Source organism: Microcoleus sp. D2_18a_D3, assembly GCF_036702455.1.
GTDB lineage: Bacteria > Cyanobacteriota > Cyanobacteriia > Cyanobacteriales > Microcoleaceae > Microcoleus.
In genome coordinates this window covers 1-20,670 of the sequence record NZ_JAUBTK010000111.1, presented here as the reverse complement: position 1 = coordinate 20,670, position 20,670 = coordinate 1, and the positions used below count along the sequence as shown (strand labels likewise).

The 20,670-nt window shown below is 47.0% G+C and carries 18 protein-coding genes; 8 read left to right on the top strand and 10 right to left on the bottom strand.

Annotation, left to right across the window (positions count from 1 at the left end; genetic code table 11):
• Positions 1–516: 516 nt before the first annotated feature.
• The 3 genes from QUB06_RS31050 to QUB06_RS31040 form a co-directional block, all read right to left on the bottom strand.
• Positions 517–2,403 (bottom strand): ribonuclease J, encoded by a 1,887-nt coding sequence (locus QUB06_RS31050; RefSeq protein ID WP_333438555.1) that lies wholly within the window; start codon positions 2,401–2,403, stop codon positions 517–519.
• A gap of 400 nt (positions 2,404–2,803) precedes the next feature.
• Positions 2,804–3,697 (bottom strand): 4-hydroxy-tetrahydrodipicolinate synthase, encoded by an 894-nt coding sequence (gene dapA / locus QUB06_RS31045; protein WP_333138498.1) that lies wholly within the window; start codon positions 3,695–3,697, stop codon positions 2,804–2,806.
• Positions 3,698–3,804: 107 nt separating this feature from the next.
• Positions 3,805–4,848 carry an aspartate-semialdehyde dehydrogenase gene (locus tag QUB06_RS31040; RefSeq protein WP_333438554.1) on the bottom strand — a complete coding sequence of 348 codons (1,044 nt, stop codon included), beginning with the start codon at positions 4,846–4,848 and terminating at the stop codon, positions 3,805–3,807.
• A 118-nt stretch (positions 4,849–4,966) separates the two neighbouring features.
• Here QUB06_RS31040 and QUB06_RS31035 point away from each other — a divergent pair, with 118 nt between their 5' ends.
• From QUB06_RS31035 to clpX, 4 genes are all read left to right on the top strand, one after another.
• Positions 4,967–5,176, top strand: coding sequence for a hypothetical protein (locus QUB06_RS31035; RefSeq protein WP_333438553.1), 210 nt, complete (start codon positions 4,967–4,969; stop codon positions 5,174–5,176).
• Between the two features lie 709 nt (positions 5,177–5,885).
• Positions 5,886–7,313 carry a trigger factor gene (tig, locus tag QUB06_RS31030; RefSeq protein ID WP_333438552.1) on the top strand — a complete coding sequence of 476 codons (1,428 nt, stop codon included), beginning with the start codon at positions 5,886–5,888 and terminating at the stop codon, positions 7,311–7,313.
• Between the two features lie 520 nt (positions 7,314–7,833).
• The gene (gene clpP / locus QUB06_RS31025) at positions 7,834–8,523 is read left to right on the top strand and encodes an ATP-dependent Clp endopeptidase proteolytic subunit ClpP (RefSeq protein WP_333045253.1); all 690 of its coding nucleotides are present in this window, start codon (positions 7,834–7,836) and stop codon (positions 8,521–8,523) included.
• A gap of 9 nt (positions 8,524–8,532) precedes the next feature.
• Positions 8,533–9,876, top strand: a complete 1,344-nt coding sequence (gene clpX / locus QUB06_RS31020; RefSeq protein ID WP_333138491.1) for an ATP-dependent protease ATP-binding subunit ClpX — start codon at positions 8,533–8,535, stop codon at positions 9,874–9,876.
• Between the two features lie 273 nt (positions 9,877–10,149).
• On the opposite strand, the gene QUB06_RS31015 is transcribed toward clpX, so the two are convergent.
• Positions 10,150–12,231, bottom strand: a complete 2,082-nt coding sequence (locus tag QUB06_RS31015) for a DNA polymerase III subunit gamma/tau (RefSeq protein WP_333438551.1) — start codon at positions 12,229–12,231, stop codon at positions 10,150–10,152.
• Between QUB06_RS31015 and QUB06_RS31010 the strand changes: the two genes are divergently transcribed.
• Positions 12,208–12,417 carry a hypothetical protein gene (locus tag QUB06_RS31010; RefSeq protein WP_333438550.1) on the top strand — a complete coding sequence of 70 codons (210 nt, stop codon included), beginning with the start codon at positions 12,208–12,210 and terminating at the stop codon, positions 12,415–12,417. The two genes, QUB06_RS31015 and QUB06_RS31010, sit on opposite strands and share 24 nt — an antisense overlap.
• Before the next feature lie 354 nt (positions 12,418–12,771).
• Positions 12,772–13,683, top strand: a complete 912-nt coding sequence (locus tag QUB06_RS31005) for a hypothetical protein (protein WP_333438549.1) — start codon at positions 12,772–12,774, stop codon at positions 13,681–13,683.
• 17 nt (positions 13,684–13,700) lie between these two features.
• On the opposite strand, the gene QUB06_RS31000 is transcribed toward QUB06_RS31005, so the two are convergent.
• The 3 genes from QUB06_RS31000 to devC all read right to left on the bottom strand — a co-directional run bounded on the left by QUB06_RS31000 (position 13,701) and on the right by devC (position 16,685).
• Positions 13,701–14,423, bottom strand: a complete 723-nt coding sequence (locus QUB06_RS31000) for a DevA family ABC transporter ATP-binding protein (RefSeq protein ID WP_333438548.1) — start codon at positions 14,421–14,423, stop codon at positions 13,701–13,703.
• A 57-nt stretch (positions 14,424–14,480) separates the two neighbouring features.
• Complete coding sequence (locus QUB06_RS30995; RefSeq protein WP_333438547.1) at positions 14,481–15,278, bottom strand: Uma2 family endonuclease; 798 nt, start codon at positions 15,276–15,278, stop codon at positions 14,481–14,483.
• A gap of 246 nt (positions 15,279–15,524) precedes the next feature.
• Entirely contained in the window at positions 15,525–16,685 is a 1,161-nt protein-coding gene (gene devC / locus QUB06_RS30990) for an ABC transporter permease DevC (RefSeq protein WP_333438546.1), read from the bottom strand.
• Here devC and QUB06_RS30985 point away from each other — a divergent pair.
• Positions 16,658–16,882: a hypothetical protein gene (locus QUB06_RS30985; RefSeq protein ID WP_333438556.1), complete on the top strand. Its 225-nt coding sequence runs from the start codon at positions 16,658–16,660 to the stop codon at positions 16,880–16,882. The two genes, devC and QUB06_RS30985, sit on opposite strands and share 28 nt — an antisense overlap.
• 48 nt (positions 16,883–16,930) lie before the next feature.
• On the opposite strand, the gene QUB06_RS30980 is transcribed toward QUB06_RS30985, so the two are convergent.
• Both QUB06_RS30980 and QUB06_RS30975 read right to left on the bottom strand, forming a co-directional pair.
• The gene (locus QUB06_RS30980) at positions 16,931–18,574 is read right to left on the bottom strand and encodes an HlyD family efflux transporter periplasmic adaptor subunit (RefSeq protein ID WP_333438545.1); all 1,644 of its coding nucleotides are present in this window, start codon (positions 18,572–18,574) and stop codon (positions 16,931–16,933) included.
• A 71-nt stretch (positions 18,575–18,645) separates the two neighbouring features.
• Positions 18,646–19,383 carry a phycocyanobilin:ferredoxin oxidoreductase gene (locus QUB06_RS30975; protein WP_333438544.1) on the bottom strand — a complete coding sequence of 246 codons (738 nt, stop codon included), beginning with the start codon at positions 19,381–19,383 and terminating at the stop codon, positions 18,646–18,648.
• 128 nt (positions 19,384–19,511) lie between these two features.
• Between QUB06_RS30975 and tatA the strand changes: the two genes are divergently transcribed.
• The gene (tatA, locus tag QUB06_RS30970; protein WP_006632937.1) at positions 19,512–19,703 is read left to right on the top strand and encodes a twin-arginine translocase TatA/TatE family subunit; all 192 of its coding nucleotides are present in this window, start codon (positions 19,512–19,514) and stop codon (positions 19,701–19,703) included.
• 61 nt (positions 19,704–19,764) lie between these two features.
• Here tatA and panB read toward each other — a convergent pair whose 3' ends face one another.
• Positions 19,765–20,541, bottom strand: coding sequence for a 3-methyl-2-oxobutanoate hydroxymethyltransferase (panB, locus tag QUB06_RS30965; RefSeq protein WP_333438543.1), 777 nt, complete (start codon positions 20,539–20,541; stop codon positions 19,765–19,767).
• Positions 20,542–20,670 lie beyond the last annotated feature (129 nt).

Here is a 20,670-nt window from a genome sequence, read left to right as displayed (position 1 = left end):
GATTCAAGGCGACTGAAGTCGCAGCCGCTTTCCTCCCCATGTCTGAAGCCAGGGGCTTCTCGCTCGTTTTTTGGTGAACGCAGATAGATTTAAATAACTATCGGCGTTCACTTGCGTTTATTTACGGTTTAAAAACTACTCCTTCCCTAACCGAGAAAATCCTACAAATCCCGGCGGATTAGGTAAGTAGCTGCTTCCTGAAATACATCGAGTCGCAACTCTTCAATCTTGACAAGTTTAAATGTCTTAGCAAAATAGATATCATATCAAATCCGTTGACATCGGAATGATTCATCTGTCTCTTCCGTTTCTCTGTCTCCTCTGCGCCCTCTGCGGTTTAATCATTCCAATAGAACCGGAATTCCTATCAGGAGTTACGTCGCTCTATACTGACATTTTTGAGGTGGAGCTACTTATGAAATCAAATCTAGGTTTGTAGTTGCGCTTGGGCGTCCAAGCGCAACTACAAACCTAAAACTCCTTTCTTTGTTCGCAGTGCGTCAGGAAATTATCGCACTAGGAAGCTGCCCTTGCAGCAGTCCGGGGACGGCGCCGACCCGTCACCTGATTGGCAGGAGATGGCAAGGATGGGGATGATGGCGATGATGGCGATGATGGCGATGATTGCGATGATAATAGCTTAGGTGCTTCCAGGGAACCTGGAGATACTGCTGCTTTTTCCGATCGCACTGCTTCTTCTGGAATCTGCATCAGGAATACCAGCAGCGGATTGCTTTGCAGTTCCCGGCGCATCACTCGCTGAATAGCCTTTTCTATTTGCGTTTGAACTCCTACCCAGTCAACATCAACTTGTGAGTCTGAAGTAGCAGGTTTTACAAATTCTGACCAGCGATCGCTCAAAACTGTTTCAATGGTTTGAGTGATTAATTTGATCACCTCGGCGCGATCGGCTGATGTCACTACACCTTTCAAGTGAACTTCTGGTTTGGCAACTAATTTGCCTTCCCAATTCAAAGCCGCCGCTACAGTTACAACGCCATCTCCGGCCAACTGCTGACGTTCCTTGAGGACGCTGGCTTTGACAACGCCCGATCGAGAAGCATCTACTAATTCAATTCCTGAAGGCACTTGACCAGCCACCCGTATCGAATTTTCAGTCAACTCTACGACATCGCCGTTGTCAATAATCACCATATTGCTAGCGGGAATGCCCATGCTTTGAGCCGTCTTGGAGTGCTGGATCAGCATCCGGTGTTCCCCGTGCACTGGCAAGAAGAACTTGGGACGAGTCATGTTAATCATTAACTTTTGGTCTTCTTGACAGCCGTGGCCGGAAACGTGAATGCCTTTGTCGCGGCCGTAAACCACGTGTGCTCCCAGCATCATCAGTTTATCGATCGTGTTTACCACTGCGATCGTATTTCCGGGAATCGGATTAGCCGAGAAAATGACTGTATCGCCCTTTCTGATTTTCAGTTCGTGATGTTCGCCGTTAGCAATGCGAGTCATCGCCGCCATCGGTTCGCCTTGGGAACCTGTAGTTAAAATCAGCACCTTGTCTTCAGCCAAATTGCGGATTTCTTTCAGCGGTTTGAAAATACTATCTTCGCATTTGATGTAGCCGAGATTGCGGCAGTGAGCGATGACGTTAAGCATCGACCGGCCAACCACTCCGACATACCGATTGTTTTTCTTAGCCAAGTCCAAAACAATTTGCAATCGGTGTACCGACGAAGCAAAAGTCGTCAGCAGCACTCTTCCCGGTGCTTGAGCGATAATTCTGTCTAAATTCGGCGCCACAGAACTTTCCGAAGCGGTAAAACCGGGAACTTCCGAGTTAGTAGAATCGCTGATCAAGCACAGCACGCCTTTCTCGCCGTACTCGGCTAGCTTTTGCAAATCAAAATGCTCGCCGTCTACAGGAGTGTGGTCAATTTTAAAGTCTCCGGTGTGGATAACAATTCCCACGGGAGTGTGAATTGCCACAGTAAAACTGTCGGCCATCGAGTGAGTGTTGCGGATGTATTCGACTAAGAAATTCTTGCCAATTCTTACAGTATCCCTGGGTCGAACCGTTCTCAATTCAGTGCGGTGAGACACTCCGGCTTCTTCGAGTTTTCCGGCTAGCAATGCCATCGCCAAACGGGGGCCGTAGATGACCGGAATTTCAAATTGTTTGAGGTGGTAAGGAATTCCCCCGATGTGGTCTTCGTGACCGTGAGTCACGATCATACCTTTAATTTTATGGCTGTTTTCCCGCAGGTAAGTCATGTCTGGGAGGACAATATTTACCCCGTGCATTCCATCTGTCGGGAACGCTAAACCGGCATCTAAAAGAATGATTTCGTCGCCGTACTCGAACACACAAGTGTTTTTACCGATTTCGTGCAGCCCGCCGAGGGGAATAACTTTTAGAGCAGATGCAGTTGTATTTTTGATCATGCGTATCCTTTGTTAGTTATTTTTGTTATTGGTCTGTTAACTGTTGACTGTTGACTGTTGACTGTTGACTGTTGTCTGTCGTCTGTCGCCTACTGTCTACACCTCTCCAATAATCCCTGTGGAACAGGCATCCTGCCTGTTCAAGACAAGCTTTTTGGGAGGTTTTTATCTGTTGTTCGTTGATGGGGGCGATTTTTTCCAAGATATTTGTGGAAAACTCCCCTACGGGGTTTTACTATCCCCTACAGTCAGTTGTCTTTTGCCTTCAGTCTTTAATCCTCAGTCTTTATTTTTTGACTGTTAGCTAATTACTAACAGTTAATTACTAATGACTAATGACTAACAACTAATGACTTATCACAACCAATATTCAGTTGTCTGAAAACTCGTTCTCGCTCGTCTAGCTAGCTGATACTGCTGCTAGCTGACTCAGTACGTCCTTTAACTTTTGAGTTACCTCAACGGGCGGATCGCACAGGGGCGGACGGGTGGAGCCTACATCCCAGCCTTGAAGTTTGAGAGCTGTCTTGACGGGAATGGGATTTGTGGTGAGAAAAAGAGCTTTAAACAGGTCAAAAAGTTGCAAGTGAATCTGGGTAGCGACTTGAACTTGACCGGCCTCGAAAGCTTTGATCATCTGTTGCAGTTGCTCTCCTACCAGATGGCTGGCTACGCTAACTACACCAGATCCTCCTACCGCCAACATTGGCAAAGTTAGGGAATCATCTCCAGAATAGATGGCAAATTCAGGGGATGTCAAGCACCGAATTTGACTTGCTTGATCCAAGTTGCCACTGGCTTCTTTTACGGCCACAATGTTGGGGATTTCTGCCAATCTAGCCACCGTCTCCGGCAACATATTCTGACCAGTGCGACCGGGGATGTTATATAACATTATAGGCAATTCGGGAGCAGATTGCGCGATCGCCCGAAAATGATTATATAAACCTTCTTGCGGCGGCTTGTTGTAATAAGGAACCACCTGCAAACAACCATCTAACCCTAGTTTAGCTGCTTTTTGGGTAGCTGCTACTGCTTCTGAAGTAGAATTCGATCCGGCTCCTGCGATTACCAACGCCTTACCGGCCACCGCCTTTTGTACCACCTGAAATAATTCGTACTCTTCATCCCAGGTCATAGTGGGAGACTCGCCAGTAGTGCCGCACACTACCAAGCTATCTGTACCGCGATCGGCTAAATGAACTGCCAATTTTTCTGCTACCGCATAGTTAACGCTGCCGTCTTCCTTAAACGGCGTAATCATTGCAGTCAGAACCCGTCCAAACTTTACCACACTTTCTCCGATTTTAGACTGTTGATGTTTGATTTTAAATTTTTGATTTCAGATGAAAGGTTGATCTAAAATCCCCAATTTCAATTTCCCAATTGCCAGGGTTCCCCCTAAGTAGAAGCCGCCGCCACTTGGGTTCGCAACAAATCTTTTTGGGCCAGCAACTCAGCTATCTGCACCGCATTTAAAGCCGCCCCTTTGCGAATTTGATCGCCCGACAGCCACATTTCCAACCCGCAGGGGTGAGAAATATCTTGGCGAATCCTGCCAACTAACACGTCATCCTTACCGCTGGCCTCGACAGGCATCGGGAAATAATTAGCTTCCCAGTCTTCTACCAGCTTAACCCCGCTTGCCTGCTTTAAGATTTCCCTGGCCTCGATCGCGCTAAAAGGCTCTGCAAACTCTAGATTAATCGCTTCCGAATGAGCCCGCAGTACGGGAACCCGCACACAAGTTGCCGTAATTTTAATCTCGTCCGTACCAAATATCTTCCGAGTTTCGTTTACCATTTTCATCTCTTCTTCACAATACCCCAAATCATTAATCGGGGTGTTGTGCGGAAACAAATTAAATGCTAAGGGGTAGGGAAATATATCTGTTTTGGGAGTTTCCCCCTGCAAAATTGCTCTTGCTTGAGCTTTCATTTCCTCCATTGCCCTTGCCCCCGCCCCGCTGGCAGACTGGTAAGTTGCTACAACGATGCGCTGTATCGGCCTAACTTTGTGAAGTGGCCAAACGGCAACTGCCATCAAAATAGTCGTGCAGTTGGGATTAGCAATTATACCTCGGTGAGCTGCCGCCGCTTGGGGATTGACTTCGGGAACCACTAGCGGTACGTTCGCATCCATGCGGAAAGCGCTAGAATTGTCAATTACCACGGCTCCGGCTGCCACTGCTTGCGGAGCCCATAATTTAGAAGTAGAGCCGCCGGCAGAGGCGAGCACCAGATCTACGTTATCAAACGATCGCGCCGAAACTGCTTCGACCGGCAGCATCTCGCCGCCAAAAGGCAAAGTTGTGCCTGCTGAACGTTCCGAAGCCAGCAGCTTCAAGTTAGAAATCGGAAAACTCCTGCTGTGCAAGAGTTCTAGCAACTCGGCTCCGACTGCGCCGGTAGCTCCTAAAATGGCAACTCGATAGGATTGAGACAAATTAGTTTCCTCCACAAATTAAAGTCTAAACGATCGAAATCAAAAATTTAAATAACTGCAATTCTCAATATCAAACTTAATTAATGTTATGCGACATCAGGAGCATGAGAGGATAGCAATGGTGCAGTTAAGCGAAAAGGCCGATCGAACTTCCCGATCAATCCGTGCGATCGTACCCAATGCCAGTTTAGCATCTTTTGCCGTTAGCGAAGCTTGCAGAAGAGGATCGCCCACGCCCAATCCGCATCCGGTTAAGTTTTGCGATATATCTGCATTTTCGCAGGCGCATCCATTGACTTTGACTGGCCGCAGAGACCGGCAAGATTGACATCACAGGGCGATATGTGCTATGGTGCATCGGCAATTAGTGGACTTAACCTCCACATTCCTAGCAGCAAAAGCTAGTATCCTCAAACCAAAACTATTTGGCAAGAGCCAAAAAAGTAGCCGGCAATGACTTACAGTCTCATCCGGTAAAGGTGTTGTAGTTGTGCCGTTACGAGTCAAAGCGTACAAAATTAAAATGCAGGCAAAGTCAGATTTGTATGTATTTTATCAAGGAAATTGGGTCTAAAACCCTGTCCTTCTAGGACGGCTTTAATTTATTAAATCCCTTCCTAAAAGTCAGGAAATTTCTAGTATTCTAGAGTAGTCAAGGTTAAACTCCTGGGCCATAGTGCATAAAAACAGTTAACGACACACTTTGGCGCGTAAACCGGGGGACTCAGAGCGGCGAAAACTCTATAAACAGCTAGGGGCTTAACACAGTTCCTTTAACCAGAGAAACAAACTATTTAGTCTTGTTAAGTAGGGTAGGACATACCCGAACTCTAGGTAAATATCCTAGTACGCTTTTGGAGATAGACCAAGAAGGGATGACTGCGAATCAGGCTCGTTAATTGGTAGGATTTCTACGGTTAAAAAGTTTGAGGATTGCCGAAAGGACGCAACATTTTAAGGTCAGTCGCTGAATTAAGAATCCCTGTCCTTTAGGTCAGGGAGTGTCAATACACTATTGTTAAATATCAAAAAAGCCGATGAAAGTAACCCAGGAAAAACTTCCAGCTAGCCAAATTGGTCTGGAAATCGAAGTACCGTCAGAAAAGTCAAAACAAGCTTACGAGCAAGTAATTAAACAATTTGCTCGCGAGGTTAGTATTCCTGGGTTCCGCAAAGGCAAAGTTCCCCGTCAAGTTTTGCTACAGCGCCTAGGCCAGAGTCGTTTGAAGGCGACGGCTTTGGAAAATTTGATTAATGATTCCCTGCAAAAAGCTCTCGAACAAGAAAAAATTGCGGCAATTGGCAGTTTTGAACTTCGCACCGAGTTTGAAGAATTACTAGAGAAGTTCGATCCAGAACAGCCTCTGATTTTTTCGGCAAAGGTTGATGTACAACCCGAAGTGAAAATGGGTCAGTACACAGGTTTGCAGCTTCAAGCAGAAGAAGCTAAGTATGATGAGGCTCAGGTAGATGAGGTTCTGGCAAAATATCGATCGGACAAAGCTGCTTTAATCCCTGTAGAAGGCCGGCCGGCTCAGTTAGGAGACATGGCTTTGGTTGATTTCTCCGGTAGATTTGCGGAAGCAGCCGAAGGCGAAACTCCAGCAGAAATTCCGGGCGGTCAAGCAGAAGATTTTCAAGTAGAATTGTCGGAAAATCAGTTTGTACCGGGCTTTATCCAAGGCATGATCGGGATGAATCCGGGAGAAACTAGAGAAGTTTCCGTGCAGTTCCCAGATGAGTATAGCAGTGAAGAATTAGCCGGAAAACCCGCAGTCTTTACGATTACCCTCAAAGAACTTAAGGAAAAAGAATTGCCGGAGTTGGACGACGACTTCGCCCAAGAAGTCAGTGAGTTTGAAACTTTAGCAGAACTGCGCGAATCGCTCGAAACTCGGTTTAAAGCAGACCAAGAAAACAAGACATCAGCAAATAAGGAAAAAGCTATATCAGCAGCGCTCGTGCAGCTAATAGACGTGGAAATCCCAGAAACAATGGTCGATCGCGAAATCGATTATTTGTTGAATCAACAAGCCGTCCAATTGAAAAATTACGGCATAGATATCAACCAACTGTTTACCGAAGAAAATATGGGCCCGATGCGGGAACGCTCGCGCCCGGAAGCAATCGAGCGCCTCAAGCAGAATTTAGCTCTGGCAGAAGTAGCCAAGCTGGAATCCTTATCTGTTGAACCAGCAGAAGTAAAAGCAGAAGTAGCAAAAATCAGAAAGCAGTTTCCCAAAGGAGATTTTGACCCCCAAAGGTTGCAGGAATTTGTAGCAGAAGACTTGCTCAAACAAAAAACCCTGAAATGGTTGGAAGAAAAAGGAACAATCGAACTCGTACCTGAAGGCTCACTGACTCCTGCCGCAGAAGAATCTGATGCAGATGCAGATGATGCAGATGATGCAGAAACTTCAGAAGCAGCCACAAGCGTCGAAGTTGAAGTTGTAGGCGAAGATTAGGGCGCAGAATCAAAGTAGTAGCGACACCGCACGCCAGCCCTTCTTCGTGTCAACAAACACGTTAAACCCGCAGTCCGGCAGGGGTTTAAACCCCTGCCTCAAAGCTAAAGTCCTCGCTATGAGGACTGAATAATTCATTAGTCCTCATAGGGAGGACTTTAGCTATTAGACAGGGAATTCATTCCCTGGCGGACTAGCGGGTCCACTGGTGGACTTGGCGGGCTGAAAGCTTAAGTGGACACTAATGGGGTCTTGGAGTGTCCCTACGGCGGGGATCGATCGGGGGTATCTGAAGTGCGATCGAATTTTACGTTAAATGTCGAGCTACTGTTGAATTTGGGTTAAATAGTCACAAGATTTTTGCTCGACTATACCCAATGCCCAATGCCCCATTCCCCATTCCCCATTCCCCATTCCCCCGATATCTGTTCAGAAGAGGCATAATAGTTAAAAGCTGGCGGCTTAATTTAAAGCTTTCATCAGCAGCAGCAAATTGTCTAGAATCCTTGACTGGTGTCTTATGGTTGTATCTCAATCTTCCAATTACCTAATTACAAGCTATAACGATTTTGATGTCAGTTCCAGCCCCAGCAATGTAGTGCCGATGGTACTAGAACAGTCGGGGATGGGCGAGCGGGCCTTTGACATTTACTCGCGCTTGCTGCGGGAGCGAATTGTGTTTTTAGGAACTCCCGTAACCGACGAAGTTGCTGACTCGATAGTGGCTCAGCTATTGTATCTAGATGCCGAAGACCCAGAAAAAGATGTCCAAATGTACATTAATTCCCCCGGCGGCTCGGTGACGGCCGGCATGGCAATTTATGACACAATGCAGCAAATCCGCCCGGATGTGGTGACGATTTGTTACGGTTTGGCAGCGAGTATGGGCGCATTTCTACTGACAGCAGGAGCCCACGGTAAGCGGATGTCTCTTCCGAGTTCCCGGATTATGATCCACCAGCCGCTTGGAGGCGCTCAAGGTCAAGCAGTTGATATTGAGATTCAAGCCAAAGAAATCCTTTATCATAAGCGTAAGCTGAATCAACTGCTAGCGCACCACACGGGTCAACCGATCGACAAATTAGAGGCTGATACAGAGCGCGACTTTTTTATGTCAGCCGAGGAAGCCAAAAATTACGGTTTGGTCGATCGAGTTATCGAAAAGGAAAACCTTCCGACGGCGGGAGAGAATGTCACTGCACTGAATTAAGAGGCTGTTATGTCTAAGTACGACTCCCATCTAAAATGTTCGTTTTGTGGCAAGTCTCAAGAGCAAGTACGCAAGTTGATCGCAGGCCCTGGGGTGTATATCTGCGACGAATGCGTAGACTTGTGCAATGAAATTTTAGATGAGGAGTTGTTTGATTCGAGTGCAGTGCCCGCAGCAGCGGTGCCTCCGAAGCAGGAAACGACGCAAAAGCGCCGCGCTACCTCCGGCAAAAGTATGTCGCTGAGCCAAATTCCCAAGCCGAGGGAAATTAAAAATTACCTCGACGAAAACGCCATCGGGCAAGATGAGGCGAAAAAGGTGCTCTCGGTGGCAGTTTACAACCACTACAAGCGCCTCAGCTTTATCCATGCAAAAAATAGCGGCAAGCACCCGCCGGAAGAAGTAGAACTGCAAAAATCGAATATTTTGTTGATCGGGCCGACGGGCTGCGGAAAAACTCTGCTGGCTCAGACTTTGGCGGATATGCTAGACGTGCCGTTTGCGGTGGCTGACGCGACGACGCTGACGGAAGCAGGCTATGTTGGGGAAGATGTGGAAAATATTTTGCTGCGGCTGCTGCAAGTGGCAGATATGGACGTGGAAGAGGCGCAGCGCGGAATTATTTATATTGATGAAATTGACAAAATTGCCCGCAAAAGCGAAAATCCTTCGATTACCCGGGATGTGTCTGGGGAAGGCGTGCAGCAGGCGCTGTTGAAAATGCTTGAGGGGACGATCGCCAATGTACCTCCCCAAGGAGGGCGCAAGCATCCCTACCAAGACTGCATCCAAATTGACACTAGCAATATCATGTTTATCTGCGGCGGTGCTTTTGTCGGTCTGGAGAAAGTGATAGAGCAGAGAACTGGTAAAAAGTCAATGGGTTTTATTCAGCCCGGAGAAGCTCAGCCGAAGGAAAAGCGGGCTGCTGATGTACTCAAGCAACTGGAACCCGATGATTTGGTGAAGTTTGGGATGATTCCTGAGTTTATTGGGCGGGTGCCGGTGGCGGCGGTGTTAGAGCCGCTGGATGAGGAAACGCTGATGGCGATTTTGACTGAGCCGCGCAATGCTTTGGTTAAGCAGTATCAAAAGCTGCTGAAGATGGATAATGTGCAGTTGGACTTTAAGCCAGAGGCGATTCGGGCGATCGCCCAGGAAGCATACCGCCGCAAAACTGGAGCGCGGGCGCTGCGGGGAATTGTGGAAGAATTGATGTTGGATGTGATGTACGAGTTGCCGTCGCGCAAGGATGTTGCCCGGTGTACCATTACTAAGGAAATGGTTGAGAAGCGATCGACGGCTGAGTTGTTGGTACTTCCGTCTTCGCTACCAAAACCGGAATCGGCTTAAAAGTTTTCACATTGTCAATAAGTCTTTTAGGGCGGGATCTCCTGCCCAACCCATACTCCCCACAAGAAAATTCACTCTTCGCTTCACAGGCCTGACAGCCTGTTCTTGAGCATGGTACAACATATCATATCGTTTCCGGTTGCATCGAAATTATTAGTAGCCGAAATTAGGAGACGGCACTGCCGTCTCCTCTATCATGTCCAAGAGTGCAACCGGAATTGATATCACATCAAGCCAATGCCCAATGCCCAATGCCCAATGCCCAATGCCCATTTACCAATCTATAAAATCATCCTCACCTAACTCAGAAGATAACTCGGAAAAATCCGGTTCAGATTCCAATCTAAAAGTTTCCGACTCCCAAATCTCCAAGTCATCCGACAAATCGACTACTTCCCCGTCAAACATATCAGCCAATTGCCTAGCCGTATTCGCGACATATTGAGCGTCATCACGCACCGCTATAGCCTGAGCTTTAAAGTCATTTTGAGAGTCTGTAGAGCCGTTTGTGGGCGATCGCGATTCGGAAATTGTCGGCACATTAACGCCAGTATTTTCAGGCGCTGGCGGGTGTTTTGGTTCTTCTCCACCCTTCCCCAAAAAATCATCTGTAATCTCAGCATCCGCCGACTTCTGCACCTGTTTGCCCGCATCACTCACAGGATGAGAATTCCTAGGATTTTCGTCAACACGTCCGTTAGAAGTAGGCAAATCCTTGGCGCGGGAACTATTAGTTTCAGCGGGATTTGTCAACCCCACTTTTACTGTTACTCGACGGTTAAAAATTTGCAAAAAAGCTTCTTCAATATTAGCTACTTTGTCTTTAACCATATTGAGCAACGGCTGCGAACTAATCTTAACATGAGCCGTATTATTGCTAAAAATTACTAGCTGTCCATGTTGGCGAAGCAGCGATTGAGTGCCATGCGGCCGCACGCGGTCAAGTACCTGTTCCCACACTCGATTTAAATCGATTTCATCGGCTGAATTAGTCGGTGAATAATTTGTTTGATTCGTTTCCGCAGTTGGTACAGGTGCGGGAATCGCAGCAGGAGGTGTGCTTTCTATTTTATTAGCCACAGGCGGCGATTGAGGCGGAGGATTCTGCGAATTGGGAACTGAAGATTGTTCAATATGAGATGTCTGACTCCCCCCCGATTGTAGGGGCGGTGCCCCCGTGCCCGCCCTGGGTTGGGGGGGGTAATTTTGTGGTGGTGGAGCAATATTTTTAGCTGGTTCGGCTGTTGCTTGTGACTGAGTTCTAATTGCTGAAGGCAATAATCCCAATAGCGTTACTTCCAGCCACAAACGCGGCTGAGTAGTGTTTTTAATTTGCACTTCGTGGGTTTGCAAATGTTTCTGACCTGCCAAAATCAACTCGGCATCCCAACTGCGGGCAAAATCCCCCAGTTTTTCCCAAGTTGCCGATGTTAAAGCTACTAAATCTGACCGCTTTGGTGCAGCTTTGGCTATTAGCAAATCTCGGTAAAAGCTGGCGAGACTTTGCAGGACGATTAGCGGTTCCCGACCGCGATCCATGAGATGGCGGGTCATGTCTATTAGTGCTGTAGCGTTATCTGTATCAATAGCTTGCAGCAAATCCATTAAGTCGTTTTCGGGGACTGCGCCGACTAAATCCCAAACTTTTTCAACTGTTACTTCACCCTGAAATAAGCTTAGTTGGTCGAGCAAACTTTCGGCATCTCGCAGACCTCCTTGGGCGATTTGAGCGACCATTTGTACTGCATCGCTGGCAATGTTAATATTTTCTAATTTGGCAATTTTGTGCAAGTGTGCGGTCATTGAGTCGAGGGGAATCCGGCGGAAGTCGAATTTCTGGCAGCGAGAGATGATGGTTGGCAAGACTCTTTGTGGGTCGGTTGTTGCGAGAACGAATACAACGCGATCGGGCGGTTCTTCTAGGGTTTTTAATAAGGCATTAAATGCCTGGGTACTGAGCATATGAACTTCGTCGATTACATATACTTTATAGCGACACTGTACGGGAGCAAATTGAGCTCGTTCGATCAAATCCCGAATGTTATCTACTCCCGTGTTGCTGGCTGCGTCGATTTCGATGACATCTAGTGTGGAACCTCGGGCAATTTCTTGGCAAACGTTGCATTTGCCGCAGGGTGTGGGGGTGGGGGCAACCGTAGAAATACAGTTGAGGGATTTGGCGAAAATTCTGGCACTAGAGGTTTTACCGGTGCCTCTGGGGCCGGTGAATAGATATGCTGGTGCTATGCGCTCTTGTAGGATGGCGCTGGTGAGGGTTTGGGCGATCGCCTCTTGACCGACTAATTCGGCAAATGTCTGAGGGCGATATTTGTGGTGCAGGGGTTCGTAGGTCACGATCGAATATTGGTGGTATTAGCTGTAATCTTAGCTAAGGAGACGTTGTTCGATCGCAAAGAGAGCTCGACTCTCACAGCAAGCCGCTCGGTGGGCTTGCACGGCGGGAGTGAGGGCACAGTAGGAATATATCACTCTCCCAACGTCCGCCCCTCGATCGCCCGGGCGATCGGCTGTTCTCCTTGAGGTTTTCCGCTGCTGGCTCCCAGAGTTACTATTAATTTATGTGTATTTCTTTTTATTTTTCTAGAAACGGAGACCGCCGAACCAACATTTTTTTTAGCTGTATTGGTATAATATATTACAGACAATTCACCATTTCTATTGGCCAGTGCCAGCGCGCGATTTCCCGATATTTCGGAAACCGGCTTGCAGTTAAAGATAAAGTATTAATTAGAGGGTGCGTGTTCCAGTTGCAGAAATCCAGTTGTACCAAGATGATGGTGGAATGATGTCAATGTTGGTTGATCCAGTTGCACTACCAGCTTTACTCTGGAGTCCTGTATAAATATAGCGTCAAATTTTACCCTTTAAAAGCCCATGTCAACCCAAATAATCCTTGTAGAACCAAGGTTGGCAGTAGCCTCTCCCAAACCTAAAAAGGCTAAACCCGGAGATCCGTCCTCAGACCAACTCTTAATAGGAGGGGCGGGATTACTGTTGTTATTGCTTATCGGTTTAGCGGTGTTTACCAAGCTAAAACTCGACGATTTGAACAAAAAGCTCAAATTTGAGGAGTTTAGAAATCGAGAACTCCAGAAAAAATACAAAATGGCTCTGGAAACCATGTCAAAGATGGAAAAGAATCCCGACCTTATCCACTCGCGAGACTTTAATTTAGACTACCTGAGAATGCGGATGGCGGAAGAAGTATTTCACTTTGCCATTGTGAACCAGATCAAGGTAAAAGTTAAAGAAAAAATTAGTATTGCTCTGCGTCCGACTCAGGGTGCAGTGGGAGATAAAAACGGGACTGCCGGCAGCGGCAGGCAAGTAGATTCGATGTTTGATATCGAATACGAAACTGGCGATCCGGCGGTAAAAATAGAAAAACGTGTGCTGTTTCGGATTCAAATTAAGCTGATGAAACTGCCGACTCAGGCAACATCAGCGACAATTAATCAAATTATTGACTGTTTGGAAACTTATCTGAGTCCTTCAGACGACCACGACAGTTGGCAGCCGACCATTCAAGGTCGCATCGTTCATATTGAGTGGGATCAAAAAGCCAAGCCGACGCCGATGTTGGTGCTGGAACAGTCGAATGAAGGGGTGAATGTTACCTTTAGAACTACGAGAACGCCTGCTGGTAGACCTGCAAATGACCTTGAGAGCCAGTTGACAGGAGCTAAAGGTCAAAAAAGTGGCAAAAGTAGTTCTAAAACTCCAGCCAAAGGTGCAACAAAAAGTCCTGCCAAGGTAGGAGGAAAGCGTCCCGGTTCTCGGAAATAAGTTGAGGTGGATTAATATTATTTTCCCGAAAGAACGCCTGTGGCAGCCGCTGTTGATGTATCTTGTGCGAGGTAGCCGTCTTCCATGTGAATAATGCGATCGGCTATATCTAAAATGCGGTTGTCGTGGGTGACAAGCAAAATAGTGCAGTGCTGTTCTTTGGCCAAACCTCGCATAATTTCTACCACATCTCTACCTGATTTACTGTCTAGGGCTGCTGTGGGTTCGTCTGCTAATACTAATTTCGGCTGGCTGACTAACGCCCGGGCGATCGCAACTCTTTGTTTCTGTCCGCCAGAAAGACTGCTTGGGTAATAATCTATTCTGTCTCCCAACCCCACAGCTTCCAGCATTCCCTCTATTCTATCATTAGTTTCTTGGCGAGAAAGATGGGTGTGCAGTTCTAAAGACATTTGCACGTTTTGCCTAGCTGTCAAGCATTTGAGCAAATTGTGACCTTGGAAAATATAGCCGATGTCGCGACGGACTTTAACTAATTTATTTTTCGCGGTTCCCCGCAATTCTTGGTCGAGAATTTTAAGACTACCTTCTTGGATCGATCGCAAAGCTCCAATCAAGGTTAACAATGTTGTTTTACCAGACCCCGAAGGCCCAGTCATCAGCACGATTTCGCCAGGATAAATTTCTAGGTTGATGTCAAATAATGTCTGTTTGCGAAGTTGTCCTTCGCCGAATGAATGATTTAGATTTTTAATTGAGACAACTGGTACAGTGTTCATAGTAATGGCTATATTTAAAAATATAAAATTAATGCCATATAGAGCAACAGCCCAGGCTCATATACGATCGGGATCGATTCCCTGCGATCGCAAATAAGCAGCCAATCGCTCTTTTTGTTCTCGTTCGCGATCTGCCCGTTGGCGTTCCTGTTCGGCGCGCAGGCTTTCGAGCCTAGCTCGTTCGCTTCCTGTCAGCAATAAATTGCCTTGGTTATCCCACCAGCGCAACCACTCCTGCGTCTGATTTTGATAGCTACCCGACCATACACCTAACTCTACTCCCATCAGGTCGATCGGGTAATGTCCGCGATCGTTCGGTTCCAAGCGCCGATACCGAGTATTCACACAGTTGTAGACTTCTAATTCACTTGTTTGGATTTTATAGATAGCGTAGTAGGGAATCCTGATAATCCGCTCGTATACCCAAAATTTTCCTGGTTTCTGGTTTCCGCCAGAGGGTAAAGCAGATAAGGGAGTGCTGTCGAGTTCTTCAGAACCATCACCCGAAGCAAATTCGATCGCAATCAGCGGCACAATATACTCGCGCCACAGCACGTAGGAACGGCGGTATTGCCCGTCTAATCTCGGCGGAACGTTGGGGACGTAGAACCAGTCAGGGGCTTCTGCACCCTTTTCTGGAGGGTCAGTTTCGCGCCAGTAGATACCGCAATCTTGCCCGATCGCATATTGTCCGTCAGGATGAAGATTTTGCAGCGTAATTTCCAGGGAGTCTGTGAGCAGGATACTCTGCGGATGTTCTTGAAAGTTTTTCACAAACGTGCCGTCAGATTCTGGGAGTTGCGTGTGATCGGGAAAGGCGGGAGGCAACGCTGTGGGCTTGAAGCTTTGTGTCATAGCGTATAACCGAGGGAGAGGGGGATTCGGGGAGAGGGGGATTCGGGGAGAGGGTCCGAGGATTTGACGATTTTTGATATGCGATCGATATCTACAATTTAAATGCAGTACAGCTTACTCACCTCTAGCATAGCGTTCGATCGGCACAGCTTCCAATGCCCGATCGGGAAAAGAAGTGGGCATTGGTTATTGGTTATTAGACAGAACAAATAACTAATGACTGATGACTAATGACTGCTGACTTCCTTAAAAAATATCAGCCGGGTCAGCCGCCTGCAACTTCCTAACTGCGATCGCCCCCGACACAGAACACATGATCACTGTCATTGTAAACACAGTTACAACTTTTCCCAAAGTCATGTACATCGGTAAACTCGTAGCAGTTCTAGCTAAACCGTATAGCCCCACAGAAATCCCAAGTCCTGGCAGATAACCAAGGATTGCCAAAATTAAAGCCTCTTGAAAAACCACACTCAAAAAGTAACCGTCTTTATATCCCATCGCCTTTAACGTAGCGTATTCTGGCAAATGGTCATTAACATCAGTATAGAGAATTTGATAGACAATCACGATGCCAACGATAAACCCCATTGACGCGCCGAGAGTAAAAATAAATCCGATCGCCGTGCTTTCCTCCCAATATTTTTTCTCAAAAGCTACAAACTCTTCTTTAGAAGCAATTGTCACGTCTTGCGGTAAACTTGCCCTCATTTTTGCAATCACTGCCTTGACATCAGTTCCCGGCTGCAAGTGAACAATTCCGACATCAATTAAGCCTCTAGTTCTTCTACTGTGAAAAATCCGCAGAAAGTTCAAATCGCTGGTAATAATATTGCCATCAGCACCGAAAGATGCTCCTAAAGTAAATAACCCCTCTACAGTAACGCGGCGGTTATCTATTTCAGTTTCCACAGGCTTTCCCTGGTTGAAATATTCTGCTACTGGCCCAAACTCCGGGCGGGAAGCTCGATCGAATAAAACGACATCTGAAATTTTGATTTTGTCCAAATTATCTGTAACTTCCGGCAGCTCAAAGATGGGACGAGCGGGGTCAAAACCGATTACCATCAGTTGGCGGGTATTGTTTTTGTCTGGGGCGGGGTTTTTCCACAAACCAAAGCCTAGATATACCGGGCTGATTCCGGTAACGCCATTAAAACTCAAAGCTTGATACAAACGCCGTTGGGGAAAGCTTTTCATGGCTATTAAAGCCGTAGATTGCGTGCTGGTGATAAAAATATCCCCTTTTAATTGCGAGTGAAAGCTGATGGAACTTTCAAACAGCGCATCTCTAAATCCCAACTGGATAAACATCAGCAAGTCTGCAAATCCAATGCCGGCTAGCGCGATTACTAAACGCATTTTTTCGCGGGTTAACTGTGCCCAAGCTAGCGGTATTTTTGCCATACAATGAAGGAAGAAGGAAGAAGGAAGGAAGAAGGAAGAAGGAAGAAGGAAGGAGGAAGGAGGAAGGAGGAAGAGGGAATAAGGAAGGAGGAAGAAGGAAGGAGGAAGAGGGAGGAAGAAGGAAGGAGGAAGAGGGAATAAGGAAGAGGGAAAAGGGAATAAGGAAGGAGGAAGAGGGAAGAACGAGTAATGAGTAACAAGCTCGATCGCTCCTCTGACCAATTACCAATTACCAATTACCCATGTTATATGTCTATTTTAACTTCTACTTGCAAGTTTGTTAGGGTTGCAACTTTCTTGCTCGATGCCGGATCGAGGCGAATTCTTACTTCGATAACTCTCGCGTCGGTGTCGGCGGCGGGGTCTGTATTGAGGACATCTTTTTTGCTGATTTGTTTGCCGATGCGATCGACTGTTCCTTCCAAAGCGCCTGCAAAAACCGGGCTGGTGACTGTTGCGCGCTGGCCGTTTCGCACTTTGGCGATGTCGGTTTCGTAAACTTCTGCTACGGCATACATTTGATCCGTGCCGCCTAGTTCTACGATGCCGTCTTGAGTGTTGACAGCTTCTCCTTGTCGGCTGTGAACTTTGAGGATGTAGCCGGATACGGGTGCTTTGACGTAACTTAAGTTTAAGTCTACTTGAGTTTTTTGTTTTGTGGCGATCGCACTTTCGACGGCGGCTTGGGCGGCTTGCACGTCTTCGGGACGGACTTCGGCAATTTGGTCTAGATTTGCTTTGGCTTGATTGATTTGTTCTTGGCCTGTTTCTGCTTTTTGTTTTAGTATTGCTTCGGCTTGATTGATTTGTTCTCTACCAGTTTCTATTTTTTGATTTAAGGTTGCTCTGGCTTGGTTAATTTCCTGCCTGCCTGTTTCTAACTTGCGTCGGAGATTGGCTCGGGATTGATTGATTTCCTGCTTGCCTGTTTCTACTGTTTGTTTGATTGTTGCTTTCGTTTCGACTATTTGCTCTTGCAGTGTTTGCACTGTTTTTTCTAATATAGCTTGCGCTTCTTTTACTCTCTGGCGAGCCGTCTCTGCTGCTAAACGTTTGGTGTCGTAGGCGGAAGCAGAAATTGCGCCTGTTTGGGAGAGTTCTTTATTGCGTTGTTCCTCGGCTTCGGCGTTGGTTAATTCGGCTTTGAACCGATCGACTGTAGCGTTTTGAGACGCAATTTCGCCGCGCAATTGAGCTTCTAGCCTAGCCAATTTGGACTGCTGCACCTCTGTTTCTCTTTCGAGTTGTGCCTCAAATTTGGCGACGTTAGCTTGTTCGGCTTCGGTTTCTCTTTGGAGTTGTGCCTCAAACTTGGCGACGTTAGCTTGTTCGGCTTCGGTTTCTCTTCGCAGTTGAGCTTCTAAGCGGGCGACATTGGCTGCTTCGCCTTCGCTTTCCCTTTGCAGTTGTGCTTCAAACTTGGCAACTTCTGCTTGTTGAGCGCCGACAACGCCTGTTTTTGCGCCTGCTTGAATTTTCGCTAATTCTGCTTGTTTGACTTTGACTTCTTTGTCGGCTTGTTGCAGGATTGCTTGGAGTCGATCGCGCGTATCGAGAACTGCTATGATTTGTCCTTGACTGACTCGATCGCCCTCTTCCACCTGCAACTGTTCAATTCTTGCTCCCTCCGACGCAGAAGGGGCGGACAATTTGATAACTTCCCCCTGGGGAGTCAACCTACCCAAAGCTGTGACGCTGTTGCGGGTGGCGACGGAAGTTGCAGCAGCCGCTGCCGCCGCCGCCTTTAACTCTTCGGCTTTTCTAAGTTGAGATACTTGCCAAAAACCGACTCCTGTGGTAATGAGAGTGGCGGCGATCGCTAAACCGATGACTCCTCGCCCTGGAGGTTTTAAAAATGATTTATCCTTGACCCGTGATTCCTTTCCCATTACTTATAAAGTAGGTGATTTCCTGATTAAGTTTTTTTCACCCACTGTGAAGTATTGTAAACCAATTTCAGCTATTTAGGGATATCAAAAAGCACCTCGGTCATGTAATGTTCGGCCCAATCTTGACCGAAAGCTTTTTCGAGTACGCGGCGGGTTTTGTCGTTTTGCTGCTGCTGGGTGCAGTAGTAAATTTGAGCGTCGAGAATTTTCGATGCTTCGGCGGCAGAGACTGGTTCGGAAGCGACTGCCTGTTTGCAGTGAATTTCAACGTAGGATTCAACAATATCCAAAAACCGACTGTTTTCTTCGATCGACTCTGGCCGCACAAACAGACAAAATTCTGAGAAAATATCCCCCCATTCGGGAATTTGGCGGGGACAAGAAAATTGATTGATCGGCAAAATTTGCAGTTGGGTTCGGTAGGTTTCCGACAAAGTTCGATCGGGATTGAGGGGAGAAAGGTCTGCGATCGCGGCGCTAACTTGGCCTTTGCCTGCTACGATATCCGTACCGAACATCGGCAAAGCATAATTCGGTCTGGGAAACATCACGCAGTGCAGAATGTCAAGCAAGGGCCCGACTTTAGCGAGTTCGAGGTGTATTTTGCGGAACTGGGGCGTTTGATAGCAGCGGTTTTCAATGATCAGTTTTTCTCCTTCCAAGCGGCCTTCTACATATCCCAACTCAGCGGGCAGGTGGTAGGGTTCGAGGTCGAGATAGCGGTGCCATACTGCTTCCATCCGATCGGCTAAATCGCGGATGAGATGGTGCTGTTGGTCGCGCAGAGAAGGCTGGGATATTTCTAACATTCCTATTTATCGGGGGATAGCTTAATAAAACTTGATTCTACTGTTGCAAGATGCAGGAAAAAAGGTAGATACTTTAACAATATCAGTAGATTGACTTACGATCGAGCAAGTTTTACAGGAGATTTTGTATGTTTGGTCTGGGATTGCCCGAAATGGGCATTATTGCGGTGGTGGCCATACTAATTTTTGGCCCCAAGAAGATTCCTGAGTTAGGAAATGCTTTGGGCAAAACGCTGCGGAGTTTTAAGGAAGGGGTTGGTCAATCTGAGGATGAAGCTGTTGAGAAGGATAAAGAGGAAGAGGGCCAGCCGAAAGTGTAAATTAGCTTTGTAGTGAGGATTTTAGTCCTTCTTTTTAAGGGTTCAAGTCCTCACTACGAACCTATTCGGGAAATTTGCCTTCTCTAACTTCAAGGGAATAATCTTTGACAGCTTGGGTAATTGTTTCTCGCAAATTGGCGTAAGCTTTCGCAAAAGGCGGCTGTTTTTCGGAAAATCCCAACAAATCGGAAGTAACTAAAACTTGACCGTCGCAGTGCGGCCCGGCCCCGATACCAATGGTGGGAATAGTTAATTTTTGGGTAATTTGAGCGGCTAAGTCTGCGGGAATGTGTTCTAAGACGATCGCAAAGGCACCTGCTTCTTGAAGCGCGATCGACTCTGCTATGATGCGATCGGCTGCTTGGGCCGTTTTTCCTTGTTTTTTGTAGCCGAGTTGGTGTACCGACTGCGGAGTTAAACCGACGTGGCCCATCACCGGAATTCCGGCGGATGTTAGCTGCGAAACTGTGGCAGCCATTGCTGGATATCCACCTTCTAATTTTACAGCTTGAGCGCCAGTTTCTTTCAAAACTCTCCCCGCCGAGTGCATGGCTTGCTGGGGACTTTCTTGGTAAGTCAAAAACGGCAAATCGACCACAATTAATCCTTGTTTAACTCCGCGACGCACTGCTTTAGCGTGGTGCAGCATTTCATCGAGGGTTATGGGTAGGGTTGTGTCGTAGCCTAAGACTGTCATGGCGAGGGAATCGCCGACTAGGATGATATCTACGCCTGCTTGATCGATGAGTTGGGCGATCGCATAATCATAAGCTGTCAGGGCAACAATTGACCGCCCTTGTTGTTTCCACTGAATTAATTGATGAGTAGTGACTGACATTTTAGTGCAAAAATATAATATTATTTCTGGATATTACTTATAATATCAAATCCGGTGTGCGATTCGTTTAACCTAAATAAGTAGAAATACTTAGGGAAGGTTAGCCTGGTTCAACATAACCTTGATAAC